23 protein-coding genes are annotated in these 26,728 nt (G+C 74.8%); 18 read left to right on the plus strand and 5 right to left on the minus strand.

Going from position 1 to position 26,728, the window contains the following annotated elements; genetic code table 11:
- Window positions 1–441: 441 nt before the first annotated feature.
- The 7 genes from ACF053_RS05740 (at window position 442) to ACF053_RS05770 (ending at window position 11,226) form a co-directional block, all read left to right on the plus strand.
- Complete coding sequence (locus ACF053_RS05740) at window positions 442–2,235, plus strand: beta-N-acetylhexosaminidase (RefSeq protein ID WP_391952700.1); 1,794 nt, start codon at window positions 442–444, stop codon at window positions 2,233–2,235.
- Window positions 2,236–2,746: 511 nt separating this feature from the next.
- A complete protein-coding gene (locus ACF053_RS05745; RefSeq protein WP_058944821.1) occupies window positions 2,747–3,640 on the plus strand; it encodes an FAD binding domain-containing protein in 894 nt (297 codons plus the stop codon).
- A complete protein-coding gene (locus ACF053_RS05750) occupies window positions 3,637–5,460 on the plus strand; it encodes a 2Fe-2S iron-sulfur cluster-binding protein (protein ID WP_391952701.1) in 1,824 nt (607 codons plus the stop codon). The genes ACF053_RS05745 and ACF053_RS05750 overlap by 4 nt, the downstream gene beginning before the upstream one ends.
- Entirely contained in the window at window positions 5,457–7,766 is a 2,310-nt protein-coding gene (locus tag ACF053_RS05755; protein ID WP_391952702.1) for a xanthine dehydrogenase family protein molybdopterin-binding subunit, read from the plus strand. Before ACF053_RS05750 ends, ACF053_RS05755 begins: the two co-directional genes overlap by 4 nt.
- A 211-nt stretch (window positions 7,767–7,977) precedes the next feature.
- Window positions 7,978–8,400, plus strand: a complete 423-nt coding sequence (locus ACF053_RS05760; protein WP_391952703.1) for a hypothetical protein — start codon at window positions 7,978–7,980, stop codon at window positions 8,398–8,400.
- An 8-nt stretch (window positions 8,401–8,408) separates the two neighbouring features.
- The gene (locus tag ACF053_RS05765) at window positions 8,409–10,568 is read left to right on the plus strand and encodes a hypothetical protein (protein WP_391952704.1); all 2,160 of its coding nucleotides are present in this window, start codon (window positions 8,409–8,411) and stop codon (window positions 10,566–10,568) included.
- A gap of 109 nt (window positions 10,569–10,677) precedes the next feature.
- Window positions 10,678–11,226, plus strand: coding sequence for a hypothetical protein (locus ACF053_RS05770; protein ID WP_391952705.1), 549 nt, complete (start codon window positions 10,678–10,680; stop codon window positions 11,224–11,226).
- A 45-nt stretch (window positions 11,227–11,271) separates the two neighbouring features.
- Here ACF053_RS05770 and ACF053_RS05775 read toward each other — a convergent pair whose 3' ends face one another.
- Window positions 11,272–11,457: a hypothetical protein gene (locus tag ACF053_RS05775; protein WP_391952706.1), complete on the minus strand. Its 186-nt coding sequence runs from the start codon at window positions 11,455–11,457 to the stop codon at window positions 11,272–11,274.
- 181 nt (window positions 11,458–11,638) lie between these two features.
- The gene (locus tag ACF053_RS05780) at window positions 11,639–11,977 is read right to left on the minus strand and encodes a hypothetical protein (protein ID WP_391952707.1); all 339 of its coding nucleotides are present in this window, start codon (window positions 11,975–11,977) and stop codon (window positions 11,639–11,641) included.
- 176 nt (window positions 11,978–12,153) lie between these two features.
- Here ACF053_RS05780 and ACF053_RS05785 point away from each other — a divergent pair, with 176 nt between their 5' ends.
- The 8 genes from ACF053_RS05785 (at window position 12,154) to ACF053_RS05820 (ending at window position 19,204) form a co-directional block, all read left to right on the plus strand.
- The gene (locus tag ACF053_RS05785; protein WP_391952708.1) at window positions 12,154–12,414 is read left to right on the plus strand and encodes a GntR family transcriptional regulator; all 261 of its coding nucleotides are present in this window, start codon (window positions 12,154–12,156) and stop codon (window positions 12,412–12,414) included.
- Between the two features lie 91 nt (window positions 12,415–12,505).
- The gene (locus ACF053_RS05790; protein ID WP_391952709.1) at window positions 12,506–12,979 is read left to right on the plus strand and encodes a VOC family protein; all 474 of its coding nucleotides are present in this window, start codon (window positions 12,506–12,508) and stop codon (window positions 12,977–12,979) included.
- A gap of 98 nt (window positions 12,980–13,077) precedes the next feature.
- Entirely contained in the window at window positions 13,078–14,568 is a 1,491-nt protein-coding gene (locus ACF053_RS05795) for an MFS transporter (RefSeq protein ID WP_391952710.1), read from the plus strand.
- A 60-nt stretch (window positions 14,569–14,628) separates the two neighbouring features.
- On the plus strand, window positions 14,629–14,823 hold the full coding sequence (locus ACF053_RS05800; protein WP_391952711.1) for a CopG family transcriptional regulator: 195 nt from the start codon (window positions 14,629–14,631) through the stop codon (window positions 14,821–14,823).
- A complete protein-coding gene (locus ACF053_RS05805) occupies window positions 14,820–14,999 on the plus strand; it encodes a hypothetical protein (protein ID WP_391952712.1) in 180 nt (59 codons plus the stop codon). Before ACF053_RS05800 ends, ACF053_RS05805 begins: the two co-directional genes overlap by 4 nt.
- Before the next feature lie 131 nt (window positions 15,000–15,130).
- A complete protein-coding gene (locus tag ACF053_RS05810) occupies window positions 15,131–16,915 on the plus strand; it encodes a DEAD/DEAH box helicase (RefSeq protein ID WP_391952713.1) in 1,785 nt (594 codons plus the stop codon).
- Window positions 16,916–17,517: 602 nt separating this feature from the next.
- Entirely contained in the window at window positions 17,518–18,162 is a 645-nt protein-coding gene (locus ACF053_RS05815; protein WP_058944568.1) for an IclR family transcriptional regulator, read from the plus strand.
- Window positions 18,163–18,415: 253 nt separating this feature from the next.
- Window positions 18,416–19,204, plus strand: a complete 789-nt coding sequence (locus ACF053_RS05820) for a S16 family serine protease (protein WP_391952714.1) — start codon at window positions 18,416–18,418, stop codon at window positions 19,202–19,204.
- Window positions 19,205–19,373: 169 nt separating this feature from the next.
- On the opposite strand, the gene ACF053_RS05825 is transcribed toward ACF053_RS05820, so the two are convergent.
- Entirely contained in the window at window positions 19,374–19,868 is a 495-nt protein-coding gene (locus tag ACF053_RS05825; protein ID WP_058944566.1) for an Lrp/AsnC family transcriptional regulator, read from the minus strand.
- A gap of 121 nt (window positions 19,869–19,989) precedes the next feature.
- Between ACF053_RS05825 and hppD the strand changes: the two genes are divergently transcribed.
- On the plus strand, window positions 19,990–21,135 hold the full coding sequence (gene hppD, locus ACF053_RS05830) for a 4-hydroxyphenylpyruvate dioxygenase (RefSeq protein WP_391952715.1): 1,146 nt from the start codon (window positions 19,990–19,992) through the stop codon (window positions 21,133–21,135).
- A gap of 278 nt (window positions 21,136–21,413) precedes the next feature.
- Here the strand turns inward: hppD and ACF053_RS05835 are convergent, their stop codons facing one another.
- Complete coding sequence (locus ACF053_RS05835; RefSeq protein WP_391952716.1) at window positions 21,414–22,802, minus strand: tetratricopeptide repeat protein; 1,389 nt, start codon at window positions 22,800–22,802, stop codon at window positions 21,414–21,416.
- 98 nt (window positions 22,803–22,900) lie between these two features.
- Between ACF053_RS05835 and ACF053_RS05840 the strand changes: the two genes are divergently transcribed.
- Window positions 22,901–24,268 carry an FAD-binding oxidoreductase gene (locus ACF053_RS05840; RefSeq protein ID WP_391952717.1) on the plus strand — a complete coding sequence of 456 codons (1,368 nt, stop codon included), beginning with the start codon at window positions 22,901–22,903 and terminating at the stop codon, window positions 24,266–24,268.
- A gap of 189 nt (window positions 24,269–24,457) precedes the next feature.
- Here the strand turns inward: ACF053_RS05840 and ACF053_RS05845 are convergent, their stop codons facing one another.
- Entirely contained in the window at window positions 24,458–24,880 is a 423-nt protein-coding gene (locus ACF053_RS05845) for an SsgA family sporulation/cell division regulator (protein ID WP_391952718.1), read from the minus strand.
- A gap of 235 nt (window positions 24,881–25,115) precedes the next feature.
- Here ACF053_RS05845 and ACF053_RS05850 point away from each other — a divergent pair, with 235 nt between their 5' ends.
- A complete protein-coding gene (locus ACF053_RS05850; protein WP_391952719.1) occupies window positions 25,116–26,723 on the plus strand; it encodes an RDD family protein in 1,608 nt (535 codons plus the stop codon).
- The last annotated feature ends 5 nt before the right edge of the window (window positions 26,724–26,728 follow it).

Genomic DNA, 26,728 nt, shown 5'->3' on the forward strand with positions numbered 1-26,728 from the left:
TGCAGTCACGGGCCACGGGCCACCGGGCCGGCAGTTCACGGGCCACGGGCCACCGGGCCGGCAGTCACGGGCCACGGGCCACCGGGCCGGCAGTCACGGGCCACGCGTCACCGGCCGGCACGGGCTGAAGGGTGACCGCCTACGGGCGGCTCACGAGCGCGGGTTCGGGCCACGGGCCGCGGCCCCGGCTTCGGCCTGAGGGACCGGCGGGCCGCAGGCCGGGGGCGCGGGCTCACGGTGACCGGGTCACGGGCCACCGCCGGGAACCGTGCCGGGCCCCCGGGAGGCGGCGGCGCACCACGCGTGCGCGCCCCTCCCGGGGGCCCTGCGCCGTTCCCGGGGCCTTGCCGGTCGTCGGCGGGCCGCCCTAGGCTCCTCGCCGTCGTCCGCTGCGAAACGTCCGTTGCGCAGGGTGCAACGGAGCTGGAGGGTCGAGTCGACATGATGGACCCCATTCCGGACCTCGTTCCGGCACCCGCCTCCCACGCCCACCGCCCGGACCGCACCGGGGTCGTGCTCGACGCCTCCACCGTGCTCGCCGCCGCCCCGGGGACCGGGACCGCCGAGCGCTGGCTGCGCACGACGCTCGGCGCCGCCTTCGGCCTCCCGCTGCCCCCCGCACCCGACGGCACCGCACCCGACGGCACCGCACCCGACGGCACCGCACCCCTCGGCACCGGACCGGGCGGCGCGCACGCGGGCGGCACGGGGCGGGGCACCGGTCCGGGCGGCGTCGTGGCCCTCCGGCTCGACCCGGACCTCGGCCCCGAGGCGTACCGGCTCACGGCGGCCGACGGGGCCGTCGACATCGCGGGCGGGGACGCGGCCGGCGTCTTCTGGGGCGCCCAGACCCTCCGCCAGCTCCTCGGCCCCGACGCCTTCCGCCGCGCCCCCGTCCGCCCCGGTACCGCCCCCGGCCTCGCCGCCACCCGGATCGAGGACCGCCCGCGCTTCGCCTGGCGCGGGCTCCTCCTCGACGTGGCCCGGCACTTCCTGCCCAAGGACGACGTGCTGCGCCAGCTCGACCTGCTCGCCGCGCACAAGCTCAACGTCCTCCACCTGCACCTCACCGACGACCAGGGCTGGCGCGTCGAGATCCGCCGCCACCCCCGCCTCACCGAGGTCGGCGCCTGGCGGCCCCGCACGAAGCGCGGGCACCGCGCCTCACCCCTGTGGGACGACACCCCGCACGGCGGGTTCTACACGCAGGACGACCTCCGCGAGATCGTCGCGTACGCCGCCGACCGGCACGTCCGCGTCGTCCCCGAGATCGACCTGCCCGGCCACTCGCAGGCCGCCATCGCCGCCTACCCGCACCTCGGCAACACCGACGTCGTCGACACCGCGGCGCTCGGCGTCCGGGACACCTGGGGGATCAGCCCCCACGTCCTCGCCCCCACCGAGGAGACCCTCCGCTTCTACGAGGGCGTGCTGGAGGAGGTCCTCGACATCTTCCCGGCCACCACCTCGCCGTTCGTCCACATCGGCGGCGACGAGTGCCCCAAGGGGCAGTGGCGGGCGTCCGCCACCGCCCAGGCCCGCATCAGGGAGCTCGGCGTGGGCGACGAGGACGGCCTCCAGGCGTGGTTCGTCCGGCACTTCGACCGCTGGCTCGCCGACCGCGGCCGGCGCCTCATCGGCTGGGACGAGATCCTGGAGGGCGGCCCGGTCCGCCCGCCCCCCGCCACCGCCCCGCCCGGCGCGCCGCCCGCGGTCCTTCCCTCACCCGGCACCGCCGTCTCCTCCTGGCGCGGGTACGCGGGCGGGGTGGCCGCCGCGCGGGCCGGCCACGACGTCGTCATGTGCCCCGAGCAGCACGTGTACCTGGACCACCGGCAGGACGGCGGCCCCGACGAGCCCGTGCCCATCGGCTACGTGCGCACCCTGGAGGACGTGTACCGCTTCGACCCGCTGCCGCCCGGCCTGCCCGCCGACGCGGCCGCGCACGTCCTCGGCGCGCAGGCCAACGTCTGGACCGAGGTGCTGGACAGCCGTTCCCGCGTCGACTACCAGACCTTCCCCCGGCTCGCCGCCTTCGCCGAGGCCGTCTGGTCGACGGGCCTCCCCGCGCCCGCCGACCGCGACTTCCCCGACTTCGCGCGGCGCATGGCCACCCACTACCGGCGCCTCGACGCACTCGGGGTCGCCTACCGCCCGCCCGGGGGACCGGCCCCCTGGCAGCGCCGCCCCGGGGTGCTCGGACGCCCGATCGAGGGACCGCCCCCGAACGTGTGAGCCGTGAGCCGGGTCGCCCGCCACGGCGCGACCCGCACGTGTCCGGGGACGGGAGGCGGGGCCGGGCGGGTTCGCCCCCGCAGGGGTCGGCGGAGAAGCGCGGGTGCCCTGACCGGGACCCGAGCCCGCCGACCCCGAGGAGGTGAGCCCGCCCGGCCCCGCCGCACCCACCACCGCGGGGCCGGCACGGCCGACCTGAGGCGCCCAGCCCGGCGGCGCAACCACCCCGCGGCGCCCACCATCGAACCGGTGAAGGCCCTTCAGGAGCCATCCATACGCGGGGATTGGGGGACCGCCTGCCTCCTGTGCCGACAAAGCAGCCAAATCGGGCCATCCGCACGGTCCCGGGAGTTCACGGGAGGTCGGGGGCGGATCCGTCCTTCGTGGACCCTCGCGCCGGTCGTCCCCGAAGATGTGCCACAGTTTCCACGTCCGGGCCGTGAGCACGTACGGTACGGCAACACAGGCGGGACAGCCGGGACAGCCGGGACACCGGGAAGGGGCAGCTGGGTTGACCACGCACGCACCGCGGACGGCGCACTCCGTCACGCTGCCGGCCTCGCTCGACGAGGCCGTGGCGGCACTCACCGCCATGCCCGCCGCCGTGCCCGTCGCCGGCGGCACCGACCTGATGGCCGCCGTCAACAAGGGGCAGCTGCGCCCCGCCGGCCTCGTCGGCCTCGGCCGCATCAACGAGCTGCGCGGCTGGCAGTACCAGGACGGCCACGCCCTCCTCGGAGCCGGCCTGACCCACGCCCGCATGGGCCGCCCCGACTTCGCCGCGCTCATCCCCGCCCTGGCCGCCGCCGCCCGCGCGGCCGGACCGCCGCAGATCCGCAACGCGGGCACCCTCGGCGGCAACGTCGTCACCGCCGCGCCGACCGGCGACTCCCTGCCCGTGCTGGCCGCCCTGGAGGCCGACCTCGTCGTCGCGGGCCCCGCCGGCGGCCGCGAGATCCCCGTCTCGCACCTCCTCGCCGGGCGCGAGATGCTCCAGCCCGGTGAGCTCGTCGCCTTCGTCCGGGTCCCGCTGTTGCACGCGCCGCAGGTGTTCCTCAAGGCGACCGGGCGGACGGGACCCGGCCGCGCCCTCGCCTCGGTGGCGGTCGTCCTCGACCCGGCGCGCCGCGCGGTGCGCTGCGCGGTCGGCGCGATCGCCCCGATGCCGCTGCGCCCGCTGGAGGCCGAGCACTGGATCGCCTCGCTCGTCGACTGGGACGGCGAGCGGGGACTGACGCCGGAGGCCCTGGTGGCGTTCGGCGAGTACGTCGCGGCCGCGTGCGTCCCGGACCAGCCGCCGGCCGCCGACGGCGAGGAGCCGCCCCCGCTGCCGCCCGCCGTACTGCAACTGCGCCGCACGGTCTCCGTGCTGGCCCGACGAGCACTGGGGAGGGCCCTGTCGTGACCACCGACGAGACGGGGAACGAGGAGCAGCGGCGGGGCGGCGGCTGGCAGCCGACCCCGCAGGGGGAGTACGACGGCGACGCCACCGCGTTCGTCCAGCTGCCGCCCGACGTGGGCCTGGACGGCATCCCGCTGGAGGCCCCCGGCCACGGGTACGTACCGCCGCACATCCCCGACCCGCACGCCACGGCGCAGTGGAACTTCCAGGACGCCCTGGGCTCCGGCCCCGCGCAGACCGGCGGCTCGGAGCCGACCGGGCAGTGGGCCGTGCCCGTCGCCCCGGGCGACCTGCCCGAGGAGTCCGGCGAGTACGCCCTCGGGCCGCGGGAGCAGACGCAGACGTACGGCGGCGGGCAGCCGCTCGCCGCCTGGGCCGACGGCACCGCCCCGGCGACGCTGCCCGGCGGCGCCGCGGCGCCCTGGGCGGTCCCCGCCCCGCCGGAGCCCACGACGGACACGGCCCCGCCGGAGGGACCGTCACCGGACGCCGGGTACGCCTACGGCACGGACTACGGCGCCGACTACGGCACGGGCCACGACGCCGGCTACGGCACGGGCCACGGCTCCGACCACGACAGGGACCGGGGCGCCGACCACGACAGGGACCGGGGCGCCGACTACGGCACCGGCCACGGCGCCGACTACCTCCCCGGCCACGGCACCGACGACGGCGCGGGCTACTTCGGCGGCCGTGGCGCCGGGCACGGACCACAGGCCCCCGGCACGCCGGAGCCGCCCACCGCCGAGCCGCCCACGAGCGAGTCGCCCACCGCCGGGACCGCGCCCCACGCGCAGGTACCGGGGGAGTCGGGCCACGCCGCGCCGGATTACGGCCTGCCCGAGCACGGCGCACCGGACCACGGCCCGTCCGACCACGGCGCACCGCACCACGGCCCGTCCGAGCACGCCGCCGAGTTCCACGACGTCCCCGGCCCGGACGCGGCCGATCCCGTGGCCGCCCCCGTCGCCGGGCCCCCCGCGACCGCCGGCCCCGAGCAGCACGCGCCGGCGGCCGACCCGGCGTACCCGCACCATGACGCGGACCCGGCCCAGGCCGCCGCCCCCACCGGTACGACGGCCGACGCCCCCGCCACCGCGGACGGCCACGCCACCGCCGACGGCCCCGCCACGGACGGTGACCCGGCACCCGAGGCCCAGGACCTGGCCGAGGCCGAAGCCCTGCCGGAGACCCAGGCGCTGCCGGAGCCGGAGCCGGATCCCGTCCCCGTGGCGACGGGTGACGAGCACCCGCACGTCTCGTACGTCCTGCGCGTCAACGGCGCCGACCGCCCCGTCACCGACGCGTGGATCGGCGAGTCCCTGCTCTACGTCCTGCGCGAGCGCCTCGGCCTCGCCGGCGCCAAGGACGGCTGCTCGCAGGGCGAGTGCGGCGCGTGCAACGTCCAGGTCGACGGACGGCTCGTCGCGTCCTGCCTGGTGCCCGCCGCGACCGCCGCCGGGAGCGAGGTCCGCACCGTCGAGGGCCTGGCCGCCGGCGGCGAACCCTCCGACGTGCAGCGCGCCCTCGCCCGCTGCGGCGCCGTCCAGTGCGGCTTCTGCATCCCGGGCATGGCCATGACCGTGCACGACCTGCTGGAGGGCAACCACGCGCCCAGCGACGTGGAGGCCCGCCAGGCGCTCTCCGGCAACCTGTGCCGCTGCACCGGCTACCAGGGCGCCCTCAGGGCCGTACGGGAGGTCGTCGCCGAGCGCACGGCCGCCCAGCGGACCGGCGGCACCGCGGGCGGCCCCGACGAGCCCCCCCACGAGGTCCGCATCCCGCACCAGCTCCCCCACGCGCACGACGGAGGCACGGCGTGAGCAACGACGCGGCCACCGCCATCCCGGCGGTCGATGCACCCCCGCAGGAGCAGCCCCGCCAGGGCCTCGGCACGTCCCTGACGCCGGCCGACGCCCGCGCCAAGACGGAGGGCACCTTCCCGTACGCCGCGGACCTGTGGGCCGAGGGCCTGCTGTGGGCGGCGATCCTCCGCTCCCCGCACGCCCACGCGCGCATCCGGTCGATCGACACGTCCGCCGCCGCGGCGATGCCCGGCGTGCGCGCCGTCGTCACCCACGCGGACGTGCCCGGCGACGCCGCGTACGGGCGGACCGTCGCCGACCGCCCCGTCTTCGCCGCCGACCTCGTCCGCCACCACGGCGAGGCCATCGCGGCCGTCGCCGCCGACCACCCGGACACCGCCCGCCTGGCCGCCGCGGCGATCATCGTCGACTACGAGGTGCTCGACCCGGTCACCGACCCCGAGCAGGCGTTCTCCGCGCCGCCCCTGCACCCCGACGGCAACCTCATCCGGCACATCCCGCTCCGCTACGGCGACCCGGACGTGACGGGCGAGGTGATCGTGGAGGGCCTGTACCGCATCGGCCGGCAGGACCCCGCGCCCATCGGCGCCGAGGCGGGCCTCGCCGTGCCCCGCCCGGACGGCGGCGTGGAGATCTACACCGCCTCCACCGACCCCCACACCGACCGCGACCTGGCCGCCGCCTGCTTCGGCCTGCCGCCGGACCGGGTGAAGCTCGTCGTCACGGGCGTCCCCGGCGCGACCGGCGACCGCGAGGACCCCGGCTTCCAGATCCCGCTCGGCCTGCTGGCCCTGCGCACGGGCGCGCCGGTGAAGCTGGCCGCGACCCGCGAGGAGTCGTTCCTCGGCCACGCCCACCGCCACCCCACCCTGCTGCGCTACCGCCACCACGCGGACGCGGACGGCCGGCTGGTGAAGGTGGAGGCGCAGATCCTCCTCGACGGCGGCGCCTACGCCGACTCGTCCGCCGAGACGCTCGCGGCGGCCGTCGCCTTCGCCTGCGGCCCGTACGTCGTGCCGCACGCCTTCGTCGAGGGCTGGGTCGTCCGGACGAACAACCCGCCCTCCGGCCACGTGCGCGGCGAGGGCGCCCTGCAGGTGTGCGCGGCGTACGAGGGCCAGATGGACAAGCTCGCGGCGAAGCTGGGCCTCGACCCGGCGGAACTGCGCCTGCGCAACGTCCTCGCCACCGGCGACCTCCTGCCCACCGGCCAGACCGTCACCTGCCCGGCGCCCGTCGCCGAACTCCTCGAAGCCGTACGGGAACACCCGCTGCCGCCGCTGCCCATGGACACCGCCGAGGAGGACTGGCTCCTGCCCGGCGGCCCAGAGGGCGCCGGCGAACCCAGCGCGGTCCGGCGCGGCGTCGGCTACGCCCTCGGCATGGTGCACATGCTGGGCGCCGAGGGCACCGACGAGGTCTCCACCGCGACGGTCAAGGTCCAGGGCGGCGTGGCGACGGTGCTGTGCGCGGCGGTCGAGACCGGGCAGGGCTTCACGACCCTCGCCCGCCAGGTCGTCCAGGACGTCCTGGGCGTGGAGGACGTCCAGGTGGCGCCCGTGGACACGGACCAGCCCCCGGCGGGCCCCGCCACGCACGGCCGGCACACGTGGGTCTCCGCCGGGGCGGTGGAACGGGCCGCCAAGATGGTCCGCACCCAGCTGCTCCAGCCCCTCGCCCACAAGTTCGGCATGTCGACGGAGCTCCTCCAGATCGCCGACGGCAAGATCACGTCGTACGACGGCGTCCTGTCGACGACCGTCGCCGAGGCGCTGGAGGGCAAGGAGCTGTGGGCCACCGCCCAGTGCCGCCCCCACCCCACGGAACCGCTCGACGAGGCCGGGCAGGGCGACGCGTTCGTCGGCCTGGCGTTCTGCGCGATCCGCGCGGTCGTCGACGTCGACGTGGAGCTGGGCTCCGTCCGCGTCGTCGAGCTGGCCGTCGCGCAGGACGTGGGCCGCGTCCTCAACCCGGCCCAGCTCGCCACCCGCATCGAGGCCGGCGTGACCCAGGGCCTCGGCGCGGCCCTCACCGAGAACCTCCGCACCCCGCGCGGCCTGGTCCGCCACCCCGACCTCACGGGGTACGCCCTCCCCACGGCCCTCGACGCCCCGGACATCCACGTCGTCAGACTGGTCGAGGAACGCGACGTGGTCGCGCCCTTCGGCGCGAAGGCCGCGAGCGCGGTCCCCGTCGTGACGTCCCCGGCGGCCATCGCCTCCGCCGTCCGCGCCGCCACCGGCCGCCCGGTCAACCGCCTCCCGATCCGCCCCCAGTCAGCGGTGGTCCCCGCCACCCCGTGACGCCCCCGCCCCGCCCGGCCACGCGGCCGGACCCGTTCGGGTGACCACCCGCCGGTCCCGGCCGCGACCCCGGCCCGCGCACGGTTCCGGCCGGTGACCGCGCGCTTCCGGTCATCCCCGCCGCGACACCACACCGGCGCGCGGGAATCCCCGCGGGCGGTGGTTCCGAGGTCACCTAGGGTGGAGAACTCCAGTTGATCAAGGGGGGCGGATGGCGTTCGAGGAAGAGTGGGACGACCTCAAGCAGGCGGCGGCGGAGCGCCGGACCGGCATGAGGCTCAACCAGCTGGCGCCCGAAGCGGGGGGCGGCGGAGCGGCGGACCTGAAGTCCGCGCCGGCGAGGAAGCGGGCGTTCGCCGACACGATCGAGACCCGGCTGGAGAAGCCCACGCGCGAGGCGGGGGACACCGTGGACGAGGCGACGGGCGCCGCCGCCCGGGCCTTCGCCGGCTGGGACACGGCCGCCGGCCTGAGGAAGTCCCACGAGAAGTGGGAGGACCAGGTCAACCGCCTCGTGGGGCGGCTGGTGACGAACAAGACCCAGCTGCGCAACGCCGCCACACAACTGGTGGGCACCGACCTCGATGTCGGACACACCCTGCAGCGACCGCAGTCGAACATCTCGGGACTGTAGGGGGAGCCGTGCCGACGTACCAGCAGATCCTGGACATGGACTTCTCCGTCCTCACCAGCGCCGCCGACAGCTGGAAGACCACCGCCGCGCGGTACAAGTCGCTCGCGGACGTCTTCGACGAGGGGGTGCGGAGCCTCTCCGTCGGGACCGAATGGCGCGGGCTGAGCGCCGACGCGTCCCTCCAGCCGCTGGGGGTGACGAGCCGCGAGTACGCGGCGGCGCAGAAGCAGGCCCGCGCCATGGAATCCCTCCTCCGCGACGCCCACAGCACGTTCGTGCGGCTGAAGGCACAGCTCAAGTCGGCGGTGGCCGATGCCGTCGCCGCCGGCATGAAGGTCTCCGAAGGCGGCGTCGCGACGTACGACTTCAGCAAGGTCGACGCCGCCACGGCGCACAGCGTGCGCCACCAGCCGGACCTCCGCGAGGTCGAGCAGTCCTACACGCGGAACATCACGGCCGCGGTGAAGGCGGTCGACGACTTCGACGGGTACGTGAAGCGCGCCCTGATCAGCGAGACCGCGTCGGACGGCACCTCGCCCTTCGGGTTCAACGCCACGCCGGTCGGCGACATCGAGGCCGCGGCCGCCGTCGGCCTCGCCGAGAAGGTCCGTTCGGGGAAGGCCACGCCCGAGGAGCTCCGGGAGTTCCAGGGCCTGGTCCGTCAGCACTCCGGCGACAAGCACTTCAGCGAGGCGTTCCTGCATGCGCTGGGCGCCAAGGAGACCGTCCTGCTGTCCGACCAGATGAACCTGGCGGCACACGAGCGCGGGGCGTCCGCGAGCGACCGGAAGCTCTACGAGTCCATCACCACGGGCCTCGCCGCGACGCTCGCCTCCGGCACGAAGGACCCGAACAGCTACGCCTACCGGCCCTTCGTCGACGGCCTCAAGGCGTTCGGCGACGACTCCTGGGGCGGGACCACGCCCCTGCGGGGACACCAGGCGCTCGCGACGCTGATGTCCCACGGCGAGGGGTACGGCAAGCAGTTTCTCAACGAGATGGGCGAAGCCGTCATCGCGACGGAGAAGGCCAACCCCCACATCTGGGACCACGCCTACGACGCCGAGCGCCCCGACCTCGTGACCGACCCCCTGGACGGCCTGCTGAAGACCATGAGCAAGGACCCGGCCGCGGCGGAGTACTTCCTCGACCCGGCCGCGGAGGGGAACAAGAACGACCACCTCAAGTACCTGCTCACCGAACGCGAGTGGAGCACCCCGTACATGGCGCCGCTGTACGGGACGCCGAGGGAGCTCGACGACCCGTACCGCGCCTCGGGCCTCGGCGCCGCCATCCAGGCCGCCGCGACGGGCCACGAACCCGGCGAGAAGCTCGGCCCTCCCGGCCCCCACACCGAGGGCCAGGCCCGCGTGATGCACGAGGCGATCCGTCTGCTGGACAAGGACGCGGGCGGCGACGAGTTCCCGGAGCACCTGGAGAACATCCGCCAGCCGATGGCCAGGGCACTCGCGGACTATGTGGCGGACACCCACCTCATTCTGGGCGGGCAGGAGTCCCGCCTCGGCGGCGTCGGCGGCAGCGAGTCCATCCACGTGGACGGGGACAAGGCCCATCTGGCCGTCGGCCAGGCGAGCCTGGTCCGGGTCATGCGCGGGATCGCCGACGACGCGCCGGCCTTTGCGCTCGTCTGCGAAGCCGAACGGGCCTTCGCAGCTCGTGAACTGGCCACCACCGGATCCTTCGAGGGTGACCCGGTACACGGGGAGAGTGCGCAATGGAACACCCGCGCCTCGGACATCGGAGCGGCCCTCGGTGCCCTCAACGGCATCGGAGCCGATGTCTACGTGGACAAGCAGGCCGACAAGGAACAGTGGGCCGATCAGATGTCCACCTACTCGGCCGCCGGAGCCAACGGACTCGTCGGTGAGATTCCCATCGTGGGGACTGTCGCCGGTGCGCTGATCGACGTCACCGCGTTCGACTGGGCCGAGGATGTCAAGGAGTCGGCCGAGCAGCAGGGCAAGAAGGACTCCAGCAACAACTACGCCAGTGGCATGGACGGAGCGAATGCGCTGGTGAGCGCGTGGGGCGAGCAACGAAAGGTCGATCACCTCAATGCCTTCGACGAGGCTCAGGACAAACTGCGGGAGGGTTTCACCTCCGGACGCATCGCAACCACGACACACCTGCGACAAGGGGGGTCGTAGATCCGTGCGGCGGTTCGTCGGGCTCGTCCTGTGTGCAGCGCTCGCAGTGACTTCGTGTACCGACGGTGGCGCTGAAACCCCTCAGGCAGAGGGCGGGAATCCGTGCCGCGTGGCGGACTCCTCGAACGAGGAGCGGTTGCTCCGGACGCTCCTGGGTGGCGGATCAGTCGAGACCGTCGTCTACAACAGCCCGGTGGGCGTGGGAGAGCGGCTGAGGAAGAACCTGCTCGGTTCGGGTGGCGCCAAGGCAACTCCATACGTGTACGGGTGCTCGTTCGCGCAGGATGCGCGTCCGGACGGCGGCGAGATCCGACTCGGCTTTTCTTGGGTGTCTCGTGACGACCCGCATGAGAAGGAGAAGCCGCCTGCCCCAGGCCGACGGTTCGACGTCAGCGGGACGCTCGGGGAGAGTGGCGGCAATTACTCGAAGCTCTACTTGCGGTGCGACCTGCCCGGCGACCTCGGGCCGCCCTCCGGACGCGTACTCCTGCGTGCCCGCGCGTCGAACACTTCGAACTCCGAGCAGAAGGGCAGCGAGGAGGCGATGAAGCAGCATCTGGCGTTCCTGTACCTCATGACGCAGCGGGTGACGGCCGCGCTGGGGTGCGAGAACAAGCCGCTGCAGGGCGAGCCCGTGGTCAAGCCCGGCAAGGGGTGAGCCGAGGGGCCTTCCTCCTGGGCCGGAGGAAGGCCCCGGCGGTGGTCAGGTGTCGTGGCAGGTGCAGGTGCACGTGATGGAGAAGAGCGGCCGCTCGTCCGGGCCCGGGGTGTCGGACTCGTAGACCTCCATCGGGGTGCAGAAGCCGTGCTCGCCCGACTCGCACTCCTGCGTGCGGCCGGATTCCCTCGCGGCCGCGGCGATCTGCTCCGCCGTGTGTTCGGACGTCATCGCCCACCGTCCAGGAGGTCCAGTACGTCGGGGACCGGCGGGAACAGCGGTGCGCACGCGGCGCACGCGTACACGGTGTATCCGGGCCCGCTGGCCGAGTGCACCTCGCAGACCACCACGGGCTCGTCCGTGATCCGGCCGCACCGGACGCACATCCGGACCGGCCTCCGCGCCGACGTGCTCACCGCGCCGCCCCTGCCCCGTGCAGGACCCGCGTGTCCAGGTCGATGCCGAAGTCGGCGGCGAGGACGAGGGTGAGCCTGCGCCGGGCCTGGTTCTCCTGGCGCTCGTGCGCCAGGAGGTAGGGGCGGACGAGGAGTGAGGCGCGACCGTCGAGCGGTTCGGTCGACCCGTACGGGGAACGGAGTCGGGGGAGGGGGTCCCGAGGGGCTGCCCGGCGGATGGGGGTCGGGGCGCATGAGGGTGCGGCCCGGTGGGAGCCCGCGCGCCGTCGGCCGGAGCCCGGGGTGACCGCACCCAGCAGCCCGCCCACGAGGGCATGGATAATGCCCACTGTCATCAACCTCCATGGGGTTGGTGGCCACGCCCCGGGAGTCCTGGCCGACTCGCCGGGGTCTTCTGTGTGCGCTCAAGGTAGCCGATGTCGAAAGCGGTCGGCAGTGGTAGACAGTGGTTGACAGCGGTTGACCACTGTTGGAGATGCGCGGCTGTTGCTGGACGTTTACGTTCGCTTCCGTGACGGAGAAGATCAACCCCGGTGCGGCCGCCTATCACTACGAGCAGCTCGCGAACATCCTGGAGCGCAAGATCAGGAGCGGAGAGTTCGCACTCGGCTCCCGACTGCCCGGGGAGATGCTCCTCTCCCAGGAGTACGGCGTGGGTTCCAACACCGTGCGTCGGGCCCTCGACATCCTCCGCGAGCGCAAGCTCGTCGTGACGGTGCGGGCCAGGGGCTCGTTCGTGGTCGAGGAGCTGCCCGACTCCTCCGACAGCTGATCGGCGCGGGCATCCGGCCTACTGCGCGATGAGTTCCGGAGCTCCCGTGGGTCTACTCGTGTGAAGGCACACGGAGCGAAGGGACCCCGACATGCAGCAGAAGATCACGCCGTTCCTGTGGTTCGACACCCAGGCGGAAGAGGCGGCCGAGCACTACACGTCGATCTTCGAGGACTCACGGATCGTGAAGGTCGACCGCTACCCCGAGGGGACCCCGATGCCGGCGGGCACGGTCATGACCGTCGAGTTCGAGCTGGCGGGGCAGCGCTACGTGGCGATGAACGGCGGGCCCGAGTTCACGTTCAACGAGGCGATCTCCCTGTCCGTGGCGTGTGAGGACCAGGAGGAGGTCGACTACTTCTGGTCCCGGCTCGGTGAGGGCGGCGAGGAGGGCCCCTGCGGGTGGCTCAAGGACAAGTACGGGCTGTCGTGGCAGATCACCCCACGCGTCCTGGACGCGATGATGACCGACCCGGACCCCGACAAGGCCAGGCGCGCCGCCGAGGCGATGATGGGCATGAAGAAGCTCGACATCCAGGCCCTCCGGGCCGCGTTCGAGGGGTGAGACCGGGGCGGGGGCCCATGGTCGTACGACCATGGGCGGAGCCCGTTCCCGTCGCGCGACAGGGGTCAAGTGCCCCGACGCCTCTTACTCTGGAGGTCATGAGCGCCCTGGATCCCCCCGACACCGACTCCGACACCGGCAGCGACAACGGCCCCGCCGCCCCCTCCCTCCCCCCGCGGGAGCGGGGCGGCGGTGGCGTGCTCGACCGTGAGTACCGGGCGCTGAGCATCGGCATCGTCTCCGTCGTCCTGCTGATCGCGTTCGAGGCGACCGCCGTCGGCACGGCGATGCCCGTCGCCGCCCGGGAGCTGGACGGGGTGGCGCTGTACGCGTTCGCGTTCTCGGCGTACTTCACGACCAGCCTCTTCGGCATGGTCCTGGCCGGTCAGTGGGCCGACCGGGACGGGCCGCTCGGACCGCTCGCGGCGGGGATCGCCGCGTTCGCCGCGGGCCTGCTGGTGTCCGGGACGGCCGGCACGATGTGGCCGTTCATCCTGGGCCGCGCGGTGCAGGGGCTCGGCGGCGGTCTGGTGATCGTCGCGCTGTACGTGGTCGTCAGTCGCGCGTACCCGGAGCGCCTGCGACCCGCGATCATGGCGGCGTTCGCGGCGTCCTGGGTGATCCCGTCCGTCGTGGGTCCGCTCGCCGCGGGGACGGTGACCGAGCGGCTCGGCTGGCGGTGGGTGTTCCTCGGCATACCCGCGCTGGTCGTGGTGCCGCTCGTCCTGGCGCTGCCGGCGATCCGCCGTACCGCCTCCGGCCCGGCCGACCCCGGGGCGCCCGCCCCGGCGTTCGACCGGCGCCGGCTGCGGCTGGCGCTCGGCATCTCGCTGGGCGCGGGGCTCCTGCAGTACGCCGGGCAGGACCTGCGGTGGCTGTCCGTCGTCCCCGCCGTCGCGGGCGCGGCGCTGCTGGTGCCGGCCGCGCTGGGACTGCTGCCGCGCGGGACGTACCGGGCGGCGCGCGGCCTGCCGTCCGTGGTGCTGTTGCGCGGGGTGTCGGCGGGCGCGTTCATCGCCGCCGAGTCGTTCGTGCCGCTGATGCTCGTCACCCAGCGGGGCCTGAGCCCGACGCTCGCCGGGCTGTCCCTCGCCGTGGGCGGGGCGACCTGGGCGCTGGGCTCCTTCGTCCAGTCGCGGCCCCGGCTGGAGCCGTACCGGGAGCGGCTGATGGTGGTCGGGATGCTCCTGGTGGCGGCGTCCATCGCGGTGGTGCCGCTGGTGCTGCTGCCGGCGGTGCCGGTGTGGATCGTGGGGGTGGCCTGGGGCTTCGGCTGCCTCGGCATGGGCATGGTGATCGCCTCGACGAGCGTGCTGCTGCTGAAGCTGTCCGCGCCGGAGGAGGCCGGGACGAACTCGGCCGCGCTCCAGATCTCCGACGGCCTGTCGAACGTCCTGCTCCTGGCGGCCGGCGGCGCCGCGTTCGCCGCGCTGGGCGGCGGCGCGGTCGCGGGCCACTCCGTGGCCGGTGCCGGGGCGTCCGGCTCGCACCCGGTCGCCTTCGCGGCGGTGTTCCTGCCGATGGCGGTCGTGGCGCTGTTCGGCGCCTGGGTCGCCACGCGCGTACGGGAGGGGACGCCGGTCCGCTAGGCGGCGGGGCGCGCGGTGTACCAGAGCGGTCCGAGGGGGTGGCACCGTTTCGGTACCGCCATGACCCTGCGTCTTCGCGACGACCGGACCGACGCCCTGAAGCAGCGCGCGGAACCGGAGGGGACCACCCTGCACGCCATCGTGCTCAAGGCCGTGGACGACCTCCTGGCGCGCACCGCCCAGGAGGCCGTCGTCCGCCGGACCGCCCTGGCACAGGCGGCCAAGTGGCACGAGCTCATGGAGCGGCTCACGTGACGTGCGTCCACCTGGGTGCCCAGGACATCCCGGTCATCGCGGGCCTCGCCATCAACGGCTGGACCTCCCTCCGGCCCGACATCGACGCGGCGGAACGGCTGGTCGTCGATGTGGCCACGGGCCGGGCGGACGAGGCGGAGAACATCGCCGAGAGGCTCCGCGCGCTCGTGGTGTGACGCCGCTCGCACTCCGCGAGGTCACGGCGTCGTCCCGCCCGGGGGCGGGGCGGGGCACCGGTAGGGTGGCCCGGTTGTCGTACGCGAACCGCGCGCACCCCCCTGCGTCCGAGAGCCCCGAATCGGAGACCGTGACTACTACCGCCTCCCATCACCTCTCTCCCGCCTTCCCCGGCCGGGCCCCCTGGGGCACCGCGAACAAGCTGCGCGCCTGGCAGCAGGCGGCCATGGACCGGTACGTCCAGGAGCAGCCGAGGGACTTCCTGGCGGTCGCCACGCCCGGCGCCGGCAAGACGACCTTCGCGCTGACGCTGGCGTCCTGGCTGCTGCACCACCACGTCGTCCAGCAGGTGACCGTCGTCGCGCCGACCGAGCACCTGAAGAAGCAGTGGGCGGCCGCCGCCGCACGGATAGGCATCAAGCTCGACCCGGAGTACAGCGCCGGGCCGCTGAGCAAGGAGTACCAGGGCGTCGCCGTCACCTACGCCGGTGTCGGCGTGCGGCCGATGCTCCACCGCAACCGCTGCGAGCAGCGCAAGACGCTCGTCATCCTCGACGAGATCCACCACGCCGGCGACTCCAAGTCGTGGGGCGAGGCGTGCCTGGAGGCGTTCGAGCCCGCGACGCGGCGCCTCGCGCTGACCGGTACGCCGTTCCGCTCCGACACCAACCCCATCCCCTTCGTCACGTACGAGGAGGGCAACGACGGCATCCGGCGCTCCTCCGCCGACTACACCTACGGCTACGGCAACGCCCTCGCCGACGGCGTCGTCCGCCCGGTGATCTTCCTCAGCTACAGCGGCAACATGCGCTGGCGCACCAAGGCCGGTGACGAGGTGGCCGCCCGGCTCGGCGAGCCGATGACGAAGGACGCCGTCTCGCAGGCGTGGCGCACCGCCCTCGACCCGCGCGGCGACTGGATGCCGAACGTGCTGCGCGCCGCCGACCAGCGGCTCACCGAGGTCCGCAAGGCGATCCCGGACGCCGGCGCGCTGGTGATCGCCTCCGACCAGGACTCCGCCCGCGCGTACGCCAAGCTGATCCGCGAGATCACCGGGCACGGCGCGACCGTGGTCCTCTCCGACGACGCGGGCGCGTCGAAGCGGATCGACGAGTTCAGCGAGGGCGACGACCGCTGGATGGTCGCCGTCCGCATGGTGTCGGAGGGCGTCGACGTACCGCGCCTCGCGGTCGGCGTGTACGCCACGACGATCTCCACGCCGCTCTTCTTCGCACAGGCCGTCGGGCGCTTCGTCCGGTCGCGGCGGCGCGGCGAGACCGCGTCGGTCTTCCTGCCGACCATCCCCATGCTCATGGGCTTCGCCAACGAGATGGAGGTCGAACGCGACCACGTCCTCGACCGGCCGAAGAAGGAGGGCGAGGAGGACCCGTACGCCGAGTCCGAGAAGGAGCTCGACGAGGCGAACAAGCAGCAGGACGAGGACACCGGCGAGCAGGACATGCTGCCCTTCGAGGCACTGGAGTCCGACGCCGTCTTCGACCGGGTCATGTACAACGGCGCCGAGTTCGGCATGCAGGCCCACCCCGGCAGCCAGGAGGAGCAGGACTACCTCGGCATCCCCGGCCTGCTGGAGCCCGACCAGGTGCAGCTGCTGCTGCAGAAGCGGCAGGCCCGGCAGATCGCGCACAGCCGGCAGAAGCCCTCGGAAGAGGCCGACCTGCTGGAGCTGCCCGCGGAGCGGCGGCCCGTCGTCTCCCACAAGGAGCTGATGGAGCTGCGCAAGCAGCTGAACACCATGGTCGGCGCGTACGTCCACCAGAGCGGCAAGCCGCACGGCGTCATCCACACCGAGCTGCGCCGGGTGTGCGGCGGCCCGCCGAGCGCGGAGGCCACGGCCGGGCAGATCCGCGAGCGGATCAAGAAGGTCCAGGAGTGGGCCACGCGGATGCGCTGACCCGCCGGTCCCGGCCGGTCCCGGCGGGTCCCGTACGTTCCCGGCGGGTCCCGTACGTTCCCCGGTCGGTCTCGTACGTGTCCGGTCGGTCTTCGGCAGGCCCCGGTCGGTCTCGGGCAGGCCCGGGCAGGAATCGCTCAGGCCCCGAGTGGTTCCGTACGCCTCCGGCCGGTCCCGGAAGGCCCCGGGCCCGGCGGGTTCGGGGGCCGCTCGCGTCCGGTCCCCGGCAGGTCCCGGGCAGGGGCACGCGGGTTCCGGCTCGTGCGGCCGGGGTCCGGCAGCACCCGGCACAGCCACCGCAGGTCCGGGCAGGCGCCCCGAAACCGCCCGTTTTCGGGTACGGCTTCGGGGCGCTCCCGCAGGGAACCGCGCATTCCCGGATCAAGCCCCCATGGGCGCCCGGATTCTGGACGAGGTCTTCCGCTGAGCGGAGCCGCTCGCTACTGTCCCGGGCACATGCAAACGCCCCGTGGCAGCGCCGCCGCGGAGCGCAGCCGGTGTGCCATGGCCTGCCGGCGGCCTCTCGGTGCGTCGCTCAAGGGACGGGTGTCGCAGCAGCGTTGGGAGTGTCCGCCGTCACTCACTCCGAAGGAGGGGGCGTCGTGACCGCGGAAACCTCCCAGACGCTCGATCGGGGACTTCGCGTCCTCAAGCTGCTCGCCGACACCGACCACGGGCTGACCGTCACCGAGCTGTCCCACCGGCTCGGCGTCAACCGCACGGTCGTCTACCGTCTGCTCGCCACGCTGGAGCAGCACGCCCTCGTCCGCCGCGACCTGGGCGGCCGGGCCCGCGTGGGGCTCGGCGTGCTGCGGCTCAGCCGCCAGGTGCACCCCCTCGTACGCGAGGCGGCGCTGCCGGCGCTGCGCTCCCTCGCCGAGGACATCGGGGCCACCGCCCATCTCACCCTGGTCGACGGGGCGGAGGCGCTGGCCGTCGCCGTCGTCGAGCCGACCTGGACCGACTACCACGTGGCCTACCGGGCCGGCTTCCGCCACCCGCTCGACCGGGGCGCCGCGGGCCGGGCCATCCTCGGCGCCCGCCGGGCGGGCGGCCCCGGCGAACCGGGCTACACGCTCACCCACGGCGAGCTGGAGGCGGGTGCCAGCGGAGCCGCCGCGCCGCTGCTGGGCGTGACGGGCGTCGAGGGCAGCGTCGGGGTGGTGATGCTGACCGACGCCGTACCGGAGCGGGTCGGCCCGCGCGTCGTCGACGCCGCCCGCGAGGTCGCCGACGCCCTGCGCTGAAGGCGGCGCCCTGGGCCGAGGCGGGCCGGGGCGGCGCCGGGGGGCGGAGGGCCGGTGCGCTCCGCGCCGACGGTGGCGCTCAGGGGGAGGGCCGCCGGTGCCCCGTGTGTGCCGCGGCCCGGTGCGCGGTGTCCGTGTCCCATGTGCCGGTGCCGGTGCCGGTGCCGGGACCGTGGGTCGGTGTGCCCGTACCGTGCGGGCCGCGCCCCGAGCCGTACGGGGGCGCCGGGGCGGGCGCCGGTAGATTGATCCCGTGCTCTCCCGTCTCACGCGCCCCCGCGTCCTCGCCCTGTGCGCCCTGCCGATCCTCGCGCTCTTCGCGGTGGCCGCGTTCGCGCCGTTGCCGTTCACGATCGCGCACCCGGGATCGACGGCGGACGTGCTCGGCGTCGACAAGGGCCGACCGGTGATCACCATCTCCGGCGCCCCCGTCCGCCGGACGACCGGTCAACTGCGGATGGTCACGATCGTGGCGACCGCGCCCCGCAGCGACATCGGCTACCGGGACGTCGTCCGCGCCTGGTTCCGCACCGACCAGGCCGTGCTGCCGCACGACTCGGTCTACCCGGCCGGCAAGTCCGACGGCGAGATCGAGAAGCGCAACCTGGGGCAGATGCGGCAGTCGCAGGACGACGCCGTCGCCGCCGCCCTCGACCACCTCGGCAGGAGCGGGGACGACATCGACGTCCGGCTCCACCTGGCCGACATCGGCGGCCCCAGCGCCGGTCTGCTCTTCTCCCTCGGCGTCATCGACAAGCTGGCCGGCGACGGCGAGGGCGGCGACCTCACGGGCGGCCGGATCGTCGCCGGTACGGGGACCATCTCGCCGGACGGGAAGGTCGGCGCGGTCGGCGGGGTCTCCCTCAAGACGCAGGCCGCCGCCCGCGACGGGGCGACGGTGTTCCTGGTGCCCCGCGCGGAGTGCGAGGACGCCGAGGCCACGCGCCCGGAGAAGCTGCGGCTGGTCCCGGTGACGACCCTCAAGGACGCGGTGGCCTCCCTGGAGGCCCTGGCGGACGGCGGCCGGGTCCCCAGCTGCTGACCGCCCCGCGCCACCCCCGCCCCGCGCCACCCCCGGCGGGCGGACGCCCACCGCGGGCGGGCCGGGCGGGCGGCGCCGTGCCGTACGCGCCCCCGCCGGCGGGTGGCGCCGTGCGTACGCGCCCGCCGCCCCCTTACCGCCCGGGGGACCGGGCTTCCCGCCCCCGCCGTCACGCGCGGCGCGGCGGGGCCGGGTCCTCGTCCGTCGCCGCCTGCTCCACCAGCGGGATGAGCCGCAGCGGTACCGGGTTCTCCATCACGATCGCCGTCGACGCGCGCATGATCCCCTCGAAGCCCACCACGCGGTCGATCACCCGCTGGAGGTCGGCGTTCGACCGCGCCACCAGCCGGCACAGCATGTCACCGTGGCCCGTCGTCGTGTGCAGCTCCAGCACCTCCGGCACGCCCGCCAGGTGCTCGCGCACGTCCGCGCCCTGCCCCTGCTTGATCTCCAGCGTCGCGAACGCCGTCACCGGGTAGCCCAGCGCGGCCGGGTCCACCTCCGGGCCGAAGCCCCGGATCACGCCGTTCGCCTGGAGCCGGTCCAGGCGCGCCTGCACCGTGCCGCGCGCCACCCCGAGCCGCCGGGATGCCTCCAGCACCCCGATGCGGGGTTCGCGCGCCAGCAGGGCGATGAGCCTGCCGTCCAGATGATCGATCGCCACGGCCGTCTCCCAGTGGTCATCCTGTACAGAACGCCCCCCCATAGTGGGGCTCGGCTGTGCACATTGACCAGGGGAGGCGCGAACTATTGCGCAGCTTGTGGAACGGAGAGAACCTGCCGCCATGACTGAGATCCTGCATGAGACCCCCGGCACCGCACGGCAGGCGGACCCCTTCCCGGTGAAGGGCATGGACGCGGTCGTGTTCGCCGTCGGCAACGCCAAGCAGGCCGCGCACTACTACTCCACGGCCTTCGGCATGAAGCTCGTCGCCTACTCCGGACCGGAGAACGGCAGCCGTGAGACGGCCAGTTACGTGCTGACGAACGGCGCGGCCCGCTTCGTGCTGACCTCCGTCATCAAGCCCACCACCGACCGGGGCCGGTTCCTCGCGGACCACGTCGCCGAGCACGGTGACGGCGTCGTCGACCTCGCCATCGAGGTCCCCGACGCCCGCGCGGCCTACGCCTACGCGGTGGAGCAGGGCGCCACCGGCGTCACCGAGCCGTACGAGATCGAGGACGAGCACGGCACCGTCGTCCTCGCCGCCATCGCGACCTACGGCAAGACCCGCCACACGCTCGTCGACCGCTCCCGCTACAGCGGCCCGTACCTGCCCGGGTTCGTCGCCGCCCGACCGCTGGTCGAGCCGCCGGCCAAGCGCACCTTCCAGGCGATCGACCACTGCGTCGGCAACGTCGAGCTCGGCCGGATGAACGAGTGGGTGGCCTTCTACAACAAGGTCATGGGCTTCACCAACATGAAGGAGTTCGTGGGCGACGACATCGCCACCGAGTACTCCGCCCTCATGTCGAAGGTCGTCGCCGACGGCACGCTGAAGGTGAAGTTCCCCATCAACGAGCCGGCCATCGCGAAGAAGAAGTCGCAGATCGACGAGTACCTGGAGTTCTACGGCGGCGCCGGAGTCCAGCACATCGCGCTCGCCACGAACGACATCGTCGCCACCGTGCGCACCATGCGCGCCGCGGGCGTGCAGTTCCTCGACACCCCGGACTCGTACTACGACACCCTCGGCGAGTGGGTGGGCGACACCCGCGTGCCCGTGGAGACCCTGCGCGAGCTGAAGATCCTCGCCGACCGCGACGAGGACGGCTACCTCCTGCAGATCTTCACCAAGCCCGTCCAGGACCGCCCGACGGTCTTCTTCGAACTCATCGAACGGCACGGTTCGATGGGCTTCGGGAAGGGCAACTTCAAGGCCCTGTTCGAGGCGATCGAGCGCGAGCAGGCGAAGCGCGGCAACCTCTGACGCCGTACGCCCCCCGGTACTTGTGGCCCCGCGGACCTGACCCGCGGGGCCACAGGCCGTCCCGGCCCCCACCGCCCGTCCCGGCCCCCCCCGACCCGCCCGGCCCCCGGCCCCCACCGGCCGTCCCGGCCCCGCAGTCCGCCCGGGCCGCCCGGGCCGCTCCCGATCCGTCCGCCCCGGTCCGGCCCGCCGGTCGACCCGCTCCCGTCCGCCCCGGCCGCTCCCCGGCCCCGTCCGCTTGCCCGTCCCGTCCCGTCCCGCCCCGCGCGGCCAGGGCCTCACCGGCGCGGTGGCGGTCCCGACGGCTCGCCCAGCGCCTCCAGCGCCCGCCGCGCCTGCGGGGCGTACAGCGGCGAGAAGCGCGGGTTGGTCCGCAGCGCCTCCGCCAGGTGGCGGCGCGCCTCACCGGTCATGCCGAGCGCCCGCTCCACCTCCCCCCGGTGGTACGCGAACAGCGCGCTGCGCAGCCCCTGTTCCGTGGCGAGCCGCGCGTACGGCAGCGCTTCCCGGGCCCGGCCCGCCCGCAGCAGCGCCCACCCCAGGGCGTCCGCCACCTCCGCGGACCGGTGCCCGCGCCGCCACTCCGCGCGCAGCCACGCCACCGCGGTGAGCGGCCGGCCGTGGTCCGCCTCGTACCGGGCCAGCACCAGCGACTGGTCCACCCCGTGCGCGAACGCCTCCGCGGCCCGCGCGTGCAGCAGTTCGTACCCGGCCCGCGCCTCCGCCTCCCGGCCCAGCGCCGCGTACAGCTCGCCCGCCTCCAGCGCGTACTCCGGCACCGGCCGCAGGTCCAGCGCCGCCCGGTAGTCCCGCACGGCCTCGTCGGCGCGGTCCAGCGCCGCGAGCGTCCGGGCCCGGCCCGCCAGCGCGGGCGCGTCCCGCGGAGCCAGCTCCAGCGCCGCCGCGTACTGGCGGAGCGCCTCCTCCGGCTCGCCCCGCTCCCACGCGAGGTCCCCCAGCCGCCGCAGGCACGCCGCCTTCTCGGTGGGCGTCCCCGCCCGCCCCACCGCGTCGTACGCCACCGCCGAGGCGTCCTCCCGCCAGCCCCGGTCCCGGTACACCTCCGCCGCCCGGGTCAGCGCCGCCGTACCCGTGTGCATCTCCCGCAGCCGGGCCAGCGCCTGCTGGGCGGCCGTCTGGTCGCCGAGCCCCCGGTACGCGTCGACCAGCACCGCCTGGACCCGCCACCGGCGCGGCGCCCGCTGTCGCGCCTCCTCCGCCCACCGCCGCGCCGCCGCGAAGTCGCCGCGCGCGTGGGCCAACGCCCCCATGCCGAGTGCCGCGTCGACGTTGCCCTCGGCCACCGGGTGCGCGTCCAGCGAGCGCCGCAGCGCCCTCTCCGCCTTCGGGTACGCCGCCGGGTCCCCGGTCCGCGCGCCCCGCTCCGCGTACGCGGCGCCCAGCACCGCCCACGACGCGTCGTCACCCGGATGGCCGCGCAGCCACGCCTCCCGGTCCCCGATCAGCGCGGTCAGCTCGGGCAGGGACGCCGGCGCGCCCGCCCGCACGGCCACCGCCGCCCGCGCCGCCGGTCCCGGGGCGGACGGCACCCCGCCACCACCGCGCAACCCCGTCATCCCGTCGGCCAGGAACAGCGCCACCGCGCCCGCCAGCACCGCGCCCGCCCCGGCGAGCAGCACCACCTGAGAGACCCGTTCCGTCTTCATGCCGCTCACTGTGCGCGCGCGCCCGGCGGGGCCCCGCGCGCCGGCGGCCGGTACACGCCCGGTTCACACCGATGGCCCCCGGGTGCCACGCTGGGATCATGGACGATCTGCTGCAGCGGCTGCGCGCCGGTCTCCCCGCCGAGGCCCTGATCACCGACCCGGACGTCACCCCCTCCTACGCCCGCGACATGGCGGGCTTCTGCGACGCCGGCACCCCGGCCGTCGTGGTCCTGCCCCGTACCGTCGAACAGGTCCGGCACGTGATGCGCACCGCCTCCGCGCTGCGCGTCCCCGTGGTGCCCCAGGGCGCCCGCACCGGCCTGTCGGGCGCCGCCAACGCCACGGACGGGTGCATCGTGCTGTCCCTCGTCCGGATGGACCGCATCCTGGAGATCGACCCGGTCGACCGGATCGCCGTCGTCGAGCCGGGCGTCGTCAACGCCGTCCTCTCCCGCGCCGTCGCCGCGCACGGCCTGTCCTACCCGCCGGACCCGTCGAGCTGGGAGACGTGCACCATCGGCGGCAACATCGGCACCGCCTCCGGTGGGCTGTGCTGCGTCAAGTACGGCGTCACCGCCGAGTACGTCCTCGGCCTGGACGTCGTCCTCGCCGACGGGCGGCTGCTGTCCACCGGCCGCCGGACCGCCAAGGGCGTCGCGGGATACGACCTCACGCGGCTGTTCGTCGGCTCCGAGGGCAGCCTCGGCGTCGTCGTCCGGGCCGTGCTCGCGCTCCGGCCGAAGCCGCCGGAGCAGCTCGTCCTCGCCGCCGAGTTCGCCTCCGCCGCCGACGCGTGCGCCGCCGTCTGCGCCATCATGGAGAACGGCCACACCCCCTCCCTGCTGGAGCTGATGGACCGCACCACGGTCCACGCCGTCAACCGCCTGGGCCGCATGGGGCTGCCCGACACCACGGCCGCGCTGCTCCTGGCCGCCTTCGACACCCCGGACCCGGCCGCCGACCTGGCCGCCGTCGCGAAGCTGTGCACCGGGGCGGGAGCCACGCAGGTCGTCCCGGCCGAGGACGCCGCCGAGTCCGAACTGCTCCTGAACGCGCGGCGGATGTCCCTGCCCGCCCTGGAGACCGTCGCCAGCGCCACGATGATCGACGACGTGTGCGTGCCGCGCTCACGGCTCGCCGAGATGCTCGACGGGACGGCCGCCATCGCCGAGGAGTACGGCCTGACGATCGGCGTGTGCGCCCATGCCGGCGACGGCAACACCCATCCCGTGGTGTGCTTCGACCACACCGACGCGGACGAGTCCCGGCGCGCCCGTGCGTCCTTCGACGCCATCATGGCCCTCGGTCTGGAGCTCGGCGGCACCATCACCGGGGAACACGGGGTCGGCGTCCTCAAGAAGGAGTGGCTCGCCCGCGAACTCGGTCCCGTGGGGCTGGAGCTCCAGCGCGGCATCAAACAGACCTTCGACCCGCTCGGCATCCTCAACCCGGGCAAACTCTTCTGACCCCCGACATCCCTCCGGCGACCGGCCCCCCGTCACCCCTCGGGCGGGCGGCCGGGCGGCCGGGCGCGGCCGCCCGCCCGCCGGTCGTCGGCCCTCGCCCACACACGACGTTTTCCGGCCCTTCCTCACCCCGGTCCAGCCCGGCCACGCCTCACCCCCTCACGCCTCATCCCCTCGCGCCTCCGCGCCTCACGCCTCCGCCGACAGCAGCGCGGTCAGCTCCTCGTCGATGTCGAGCCGCTCCGACTCCGTCCCCGGCGGCACCGCCCGCAGCGTGTGCTCCAGCCACGCCGACACCTGCGCCGTCGGCGCCTCCAACAGCGCCTCGCCGTCGGGGGACGACAGCGCCATGAGCACCACGCCGCCGCCCTCCGTCTTCGACGGCCAGATCCGCACGTCGCCGTCGCCGCACGGCCGGAACACCCCCTCCACCAGCAGCTCCCGGGCGAACGTCCAGTACACCGGGTGCTCCGAGCCGATGTGGAAGGCGATGTGGACGGCGTAGGGGTCGGCCGCCCGGTAGGTCAGCCGGGCCGGCACCGGCACGCTGTGGTCCGGGGACAGCACCAGCTTCAATTCCAGTTCCCGCTCCACCACCGTGGTCTCCTCCATGGTCGGTCCTCCCTCTCGGCGTGCGGACGAGCCCACCACCGGACCCGCGCGGAAGGAGGGAGCTGTTTTCCTCCCCGCCATTACGCGACTTTCACCGGCGAACTTCTGTTACTTTGCGTGACACCGCTGTGACCGGATGGTGGCCCTGGCGATCGGATCGGCCCGGGGGCATCCGGCGGTCTGATAGATGTGGTGCCTTGAATTGAGGCCCTCGAGGAGATACGGGACCACGGTGATGAGCGCCCCAACCCCGGCAACCGGCGACGGCAGCCCCGAAGCCGGTTACTACCCAGATCCCTCCATTCCCGGATACATCCGGTACTGGAGCGGTGCCGCCTGGGTCCCCGGTACGAGCCGCCCCGCGCCCGGGGACGGTGAGGCCATGCCGGCGCCCCCGGTCCCGGCGGCTCCCGTGCCCGCCGTCGCGCCGGCCGCGCGGGCGAACCCGGGTCCGTCGGTGGAGGAGACGGGCCCCGTCTTCCTCGACGAGGACCCCGAGTTGGCCTCGGAGGCCGGCCCCGCCACCGGCCCGCAGCCGCGGGCGGAACGCGAAGCGGAACGGGGCGCCGAGCCCGCGTCCGCGTGGCAGGCCGACCTCTCCCGCCAGCGCGGCTTCGGCGACCACCGCGACGAACGGGTCTCGTGGGGCACGTCCGGCCGCCGGGACCCCCGCGTGGCGGACCCGGCCGACCCGACGGGCGGCGCCCTCCCCGGGGTGCGCCGGGTGGACCCGGAACCGGCGGCGCGGCCCGCCCCCGAGGGCACGATGACGATCCGCCCGTCGACGTCCGCGCCCTCGGACACCTCCCGGGCGGCGGACGTCCCGGCGCAGCAGGGCCCGCGCACCCAGCAGCCCGCCCCCGCCCCGGCCCCCTCCACCGCCGCGGCGCACGACGACCCCCGGCACCAACTCCCGTCCCAGCAGGCCCAGCAGGCCCACCGGGTCCAGCCCCAGCAGACCGACCAGGCCCTCGCGCCGCACCAGGCCCAAGCCCTGGCCCGGCCCGCGGCGCAGCAGGCCGGCGCCCATCCCGGCGCGCCCGCCCGGCCGGAGCCGTACGCGCCCGTGCGGGAGCAGTCGGCGCCCGCCGGGGCCGTACCGCCGCAGGCGGCGGCCACGCCGCACGCGCAGGGCCCGGTGGCCGGCGCGCCCGTCACGGCCGGCGCCGGGGGCGGCGCCGCGTCATGGGCGCAGCAGGTCCACCAGCTCGCGCAGCAGCAGCCCGCCCAGGCGGCGTCCGCCCCGGTGCCCCCGGGGGCGCCGGCCGCCGCCGGACCGGACGCGGCGGGGCAGCCGGTCGTCCCGTGGAAGCCGCCGGTCAGCGACCCGTTCCTGCGGGCCGCGCAGGAACGGGCCTCCGCCCGCCCCGCCGGGCTCGGCAGGCGGCTCGCCGCCCGCGTCGTCGACACCCTCGTCCTCGGCGGGCTCGCCGGCGCGGCCGCCGCGCCCTTCGTGGCGAACGGCGTCGACCACATCCTGGACAAGATCGAGCAGGCCAAGCGGTCGGGCGAGACGGTCACCGTGTGGCTCGTCGACGGCACGACGTCCGTCCAGTTCGGCATCGCGCTCGGCATCCTGCTGGTCCTCGGCGTCCTGTACGAGGCGGTGCCCACCGCCCGGTGGGGCCGCACCCTCGGCAAGAAGCTCTGCGGACTCCAGGTGCGGGGCATCGAGTCCCACGAGCCGCCGACGTTCGGCGCCGCGCTGCGCCGCCGTCTGGTCTACTCGGTGCTGGGGCTGCTGGTGATCGGCGTGCTGAACGTCCTGTGGTGCCTGGTCGACCGGCCGTGGCGGCAGTGCTGGCACGACAAGGCGGCCGGGACGTTCGTGGCGCGGCACTGACGCCG

Origin of the sequence: Streptomyces kanasensis, from assembly GCF_043077165.1 — a bacterium.
Taxonomy (GTDB): Bacteria; Actinomycetota; Actinomycetes; order Streptomycetales; family Streptomycetaceae; genus Streptomyces; species Streptomyces changanensis.

Coding starts and splice junctions, on each gene's coding strand:
- ACF053_RS05760 (WP_391952703.1), top strand. CDS start 7,978: ATGGCGTTCGAGGAAGAGTGGGACGACCTCAAGCAGGCGGCGGCGGAG.
- ACF053_RS05835 (WP_391952716.1), bottom strand. CDS start 22,802: ATGAAGACGGAACGGGTCTCTCAGGTGGTGCTGCTCGCCGGGGCGGGC.
- ACF053_RS05775 (WP_391952706.1), bottom strand. CDS start 11,457: ATGACGTCCGAACACACGGCGGAGCAGATCGCCGCGGCCGCGAGGGAA.
- ACF053_RS05840 (WP_391952717.1), top strand. CDS start 22,901: ATGGACGATCTGCTGCAGCGGCTGCGCGCCGGTCTCCCCGCCGAGGCC.
- ACF053_RS05795 (WP_391952710.1), top strand. CDS start 13,078: ATGAGCGCCCTGGATCCCCCCGACACCGACTCCGACACCGGCAGCGAC.
- ACF053_RS05790 (WP_391952709.1), top strand. CDS start 12,506: ATGCAGCAGAAGATCACGCCGTTCCTGTGGTTCGACACCCAGGCGGAA.
- ACF053_RS05740 (WP_391952700.1), top strand. CDS start 442: ATGATGGACCCCATTCCGGACCTCGTTCCGGCACCCGCCTCCCACGCC.
- ACF053_RS05850 (WP_391952719.1), top strand. CDS start 25,116: ATGAGCGCCCCAACCCCGGCAACCGGCGACGGCAGCCCCGAAGCCGGT.
- ACF053_RS05845 (WP_391952718.1), bottom strand. CDS start 24,880: ATGGAGGAGACCACGGTGGTGGAGCGGGAACTGGAATTGAAGCTGGTG.
- ACF053_RS05800 (WP_391952711.1), top strand. CDS start 14,629: ATGACCCTGCGTCTTCGCGACGACCGGACCGACGCCCTGAAGCAGCGC.
- hppD (WP_391952715.1), top strand. CDS start 19,990: ATGACTGAGATCCTGCATGAGACCCCCGGCACCGCACGGCAGGCGGAC.
- ACF053_RS05780 (WP_391952707.1), bottom strand. CDS start 11,977: ATGACAGTGGGCATTATCCATGCCCTCGTGGGCGGGCTGCTGGGTGCG.